Below are 4,559 nucleotides of genomic sequence, written 5' to 3'. Positions count from 1 at the left end.
AGCGCCAGCCCGACGTTGCCGAGCACCAGCTGGCCGCGCGCGACCGCGATCGCATCGCCGCCGCGGGCAAGCGCCGCCGACGGATTGGCGATCGGACGTACCTCGACGCTGCTCGTTCCCGCCGAGCAGCCGCAGGCCCCGACGCACGAAATCAGCAGCGCAGCTTTGACCCCCCCGTTCATGTCAGCCTCCCCCACCAAGCGCCGGCAACACCGCCCGGGCGACGCGGATCGCCGCCGGCAGCATCAGCAGCCCGATCATCGTCGGCAGCATGCAGACCACCAGCGGGATCGAGATCAGCACCGGCAAGCGGTGCGCCTTCTCTTCGGCGCGCAGCCGGCGCTTCTCGCGCATTTCGCTCGAGTAAGTGCGCAGCGTCTGCGAAATCGAGGAACCGAGCTTGGTCGACTGGACCAGCAATGTGGCGAATGCGCGGATGTCGTCGGCGCCGGCGCGGTCGGCCATGCGCCGCAACGCATCCTCGTGGCTGCGGCCGGCGCGGAGCTCCAGCACCACCGCGCCGAACTGCTCCGAGAGCAGAGGGTGCGAGGTAGTCATCTCCATGCCGACGCGCGAAAATGCCGCTTCGAGGCCGAGCCCGGCCTCGACGCACACCAGCATCAGGTCGAGCGCGTCGGGAAAGGCGTTGACCAGCGCCTGCTGCCGGCGGTCGGCCTTGGCGCGAATGAACAGGCTCGGCAGGTACAGCCCGAGCGCCGCCGCGATCATGAGCGTGAACCACAGCTTGAACAGGGTGGGGCTGGAGCCTCCGAGCCAGTAGACCATCACTACGAAGACCGGCAGGCCGATCACCATCACCAGCCGGATCAGCGTGTACAGGCGCGGCGCGTAGGGCGCGGTGTAGCCGGCCGCGATCAGCTTTTGGCGAAGCGCGGCGTCCTTGGTGTCGACGAGGCTGATGCCGCGCTCCTCGATCGAGTTGACGAGCTTGAGCCACGTGCTTTCGATCCGCTCGAGGCGCAGAGTCCCGATGGTCGAGGGGCCCGGCGCCGCCGCCCCCCCGAGCAGCCGCCGCCGCGCGACCTGCCGCTCCGCGAACATCTGCGTCATGAAATAGACCGCCGCGGCAACCACCGCGAACAGGAACACCAGCAGCATGAGCCGGAGGACAGGGTTTTCGGCGACGAGCTCGAGCATCGGTCAGACCTTCAAATCGATCATCTTGCGGATGATCAGGACGCCCGCGAGATAGTTGAGGCCGATGAGCACGAAGCCGGGCACGAACCACGGGTCGTTCGCCACATCGAGGAAAAAGCGCGGGCTCATGGTGAACAGCAGGATGAAGGAGAAGATCGGGAGGATGCTCAACATCCACCCGGTCATTCGTCCCTCGCTCGAGAGCGCCCGCACCTTCAGGTACATCGCGTGCCGTTCGCGCACGACGCGCGACAGGTTCTCGAGGATTTCCGCCAGATTGCCGCCGGTTTCGTTCTGGATCGACAGCGACACGACGAACATCCGCATGTCGTCGGAATCCCATCGCTCCGCCATATCCTGAAGCGCGTCGCGCAGCTCCGCGCCATAGGTGACCTCGTCGACGGCAAGGCCGAACTGCGACCCGATCGGGTCCGGCATCTCCACCGTCAGCAGGTCGAGCGCGGCGGCAATCGGATGGCCGGCGCGAAGTCCGCGCACGAACACGTCGAGCGCGACCGGGAACTGCTCCTCCATTTTCTTTCGCGTCCGCGACGCCTTGAAGTTGAGCGCGACCAGCGGAAGCACGGCCCCCAGCACCACCGCGAACGTCAGCGAGATGACGATCCGGCCGAAGCTGATCCCGATCCCCCACCAAATGTTCATGAGGAGGAGCAGCCCGAAGAAGATCGCCAGCGGCGCGACGAAGATGAACAGCATCAGCCGGCCCGTCGGGATCGTCATTTGCGCCTGGACGAGCATGCGTTCGAATTTCCGCGCCATTCGGTCGAGGAAAGGCGGAAGCCCCTTCGGGATCGATGAGCCGGCCCGCCTCAGGACGTTCATCGTTTCGAGGCTGGTCCGGCCGCGGCCGATCAGGCTCAGGCGCAGGTTGATCGCATTGCCCTCGGCGCGCGCGCTGGCGAAGGCCCGAATCAGCGCTTCCGCCATGAGCACGACTGCTCCGAAGATGCAGACGAGGACGAGGGCTCGAATCCAGACCGGGTTCATGCTTCGAACTTCGCGTCGGGCCGGAACAGGTCGGCGGAAAGCGCGATGCCGTGCGCCATGACCTGGTCGAGGAAGCGCGGGCGAATGCCGGTCGCCTCGAAACGGCCCTGGACAATCCCGTCGCCGCTCATGCCGGTCTGCCGGAAGCGGAAGATTTCCTGCATGGTGACGACCTCGCCCTCCATCCCCGTGAGCTCGGAAACGCTGACGAGCTTGCGGCGCCCGTCGGCGAGCCTGCTGACCTGGATGACGACATTGAGCGCCGACGCGATCTGCGCGCGCGAGGAGCGGATCGGGATGTCGATCCCGCTCATGCCGATCATCTGCTCGACGCGCGACAGAGCGTCGCGCGGCGTGTTCGCGTGCACGGTGGTCATCGACCCTTCGTGGCCGGTATTCATCGCCTGGAGCATGTCGAACGCCTCGCCGGCGCGGACCTCGCCGACGATGATCCGGTCGGGCCGCATGCGCAGTGCGTTCTTGACCAGATCGCGCTGGCCGACCTCGCCCTTCCCTTCGATGTTCGGCGGACGCGTTTCGAGCCGGACGATGTGGGTTTGCTGGAGCTGCAGCTCGGCCGAATCCTCGATCGTGACGATCCGCTCGCGGCCGTCGATGAAGGCCGACATGGCGTTGAGCAACGTCGTCTTGCCCGAGCCGGTGCCTCCGGAGATCAGGACATTGCGCCGCGCCGCCACGATCGCCTTGAGCACTTCTGCGACCTGCAAGGGCACGCTGCCGATCTCGACCAGGCGGTCCATGCCGATCGGCACGCGGGCGAACTTGCGGATTGAAAGGAGCGATCCGTCGAGCGCGAGCGGCGGGACCACCGCATTGACGCGGCTTCCGTCGGCGAGGCGTGCGTCGACCATCGGCGAGGATTCGTCGATCCGCCGGCCGACTGCCGACACGATCTTCTGGATGATCCGGAACAGGTGCTTCTCGTCCTTGAACCGGACCGCGCTCGGTTCGAGGACGCCGTAGCGTTCGACGAACACGTGGTCGTGGCCGTTCACCAGGATGTCGGTGATGGTCGGGTCCTTGAGCAGCGGCTCGAGCGGCCCGAGGCCGAGGAGCTCGTCGAGCACGTCGCCGACGAGTTGCTTGCGTTCGACCTGATTGAGCGCCTGGTTCTGCTTCGCCAGCTCTTCGGCGACGATGTCGCCGACTTCCTCTTCGATCTGCAGGCGCGACATCTTGTCGAGCGCCTGGAGATTGATGAGTTCGATCAGCCGCTGGTGAAGCTCGACCTTGAGGTCGGTGTTCTTGTCGCGCTTCGCGAACGCACCGGCATCGCCGACGGTGACCAGCCGGTGCTCGTCGAGGACGCGCTGACGCTCTTCCGGGACCTCGACTTCGCCGTCGAGTTCGACCTCGGCGCGGTCACGCTTTCGGATCTGCCACATGGTTTAACGCTCCAGTCCGAGTGCAGCCGCAATTCCGGCATTGAGGGTATCGAGGTCCTTGCCGACCGCCGTCTTGCGCTTGATCTCGTCGATCGGGACACCGCGGTCGATCGCCATCCGCATCAGCGCGAAGTCGTTCGCGACCGTGAACCCGACGTCGCGTCCAAGCGCGTTTGCCGCGTCCGACAGGCTGATCGTCCGGGCGAGGCTCTTTTCGAAACGGTTGATGACGATGCGCACTTCGAGAGCGCCGAGATCCTGCGACTTGATGAGGTTGAGCTGGCGCCGCGCGCGGTTCAGGCCGGCGACGGTCAGCTCGGTGACCAGGAGCACGAGGTCGGAGCGGGCGACCAGCGACAGCGACCAGTTGGTCCAGTTGGTCGGAAGGTCGACGAACACGGTCCCGAACTCGCGCGTCGCAAGGTCGACGATCCGCAGCACATGATCGTTCGAAATGCCCTCGAGCGGCATCATGTCGGGCGGCGCGGCGATGACCTTGAGCCCGCTCGCGTGATCGGTCGTGGTGGCGCGGAGCAGGTCGCCGTCGAGCCGCGTGCCGGCCTCGAGCAGGTCGGCGACAGAGAGCTTCGACTGCATGCCGAGCTGGAACGCGACGTCCCCGAACTGCAGGTCGAGGTCGATCAGGCACGCTTCGCGGCCTTGCGCCGTCTCCTGCTGGGCAAAGCGGATCGCGAGCTGGCTGAGCAGGGAGGTTGCGCCGACCCCGCCATCGCTCTTGATGATGCTGACGACCTTGCCGTTGGCGGCCGCCCCGCCCGCCTTTTGCCTCAACTGCTCGGTCAGCGGCGCGAGCGAGGTCGCGAGGTCCTCGAAGCTGAGCGGGAGCGGCACCACGTCGTGGGCGCCGGAGCGGATCAGCGACCGGACGAGCGCCAGAGGCGGCTCGAACGAGGCGGCGATCAGCGGCGTCTCGGTCGCGGCCGCGAGCTTCTGGAAGCGCTTCACCGACGCGGCGCTGTCGGCATC

The 4,559-nt window shown here is 66.5% G+C and carries 5 protein-coding genes; all 5 read right to left on the bottom strand.

All coding sequences use genetic code 11. From position 1 onward, the window contains the following. Nucleotides 1-182, bottom strand: a 182-nt coding sequence (locus GH737_RS13205) for a hypothetical protein (RefSeq protein WP_155265263.1), incomplete at its 3' end; no start/stop codon positions are given. 1 nt (nucleotide 183) lies between these two features. Further along, nucleotides 184-1,158 (bottom strand): type II secretion system F family protein, encoded by a 975-nt coding sequence (locus GH737_RS13200; RefSeq protein ID WP_155265262.1) that lies wholly within the window; start codon nucleotides 1,156-1,158, stop codon nucleotides 184-186. Nucleotides 1,159-1,161: 3 nt separating this feature from the next. After that, a complete protein-coding gene (locus GH737_RS13195) occupies nucleotides 1,162-2,166 on the bottom strand; it encodes a type II secretion system F family protein (RefSeq protein ID WP_155265261.1) in 1,005 nt (334 codons plus the stop codon). Next, nucleotides 2,163-3,572: a TadA family conjugal transfer-associated ATPase gene (locus GH737_RS13190; protein WP_155265260.1), complete on the bottom strand. Its 1,410-nt coding sequence runs from the start codon at nucleotides 3,570-3,572 to the stop codon at nucleotides 2,163-2,165. Before GH737_RS13190 ends, GH737_RS13195 begins: the two co-directional genes overlap by 4 nt. 3 nt (nucleotides 3,573-3,575) lie before the next feature. Further along, nucleotides 3,576-4,559, bottom strand: a 984-nt coding sequence (locus GH737_RS15450; RefSeq protein WP_196233182.1) for a CpaE/TadZ family protein, incomplete at its 5' end; no start/stop codon positions are given.

Origin of the sequence: Sphingomonas segetis, assembly GCF_009720245.1 — a bacterium.
Classification (GTDB): domain Bacteria; phylum Pseudomonadota; class Alphaproteobacteria; order Sphingomonadales; family Sphingomonadaceae; genus Sphingomicrobium; species Sphingomicrobium segetis.
The sequence above is the reverse complement of the archived record's forward strand: the minus strand, read 5'-3'. Positions and strand labels throughout refer to the sequence as shown.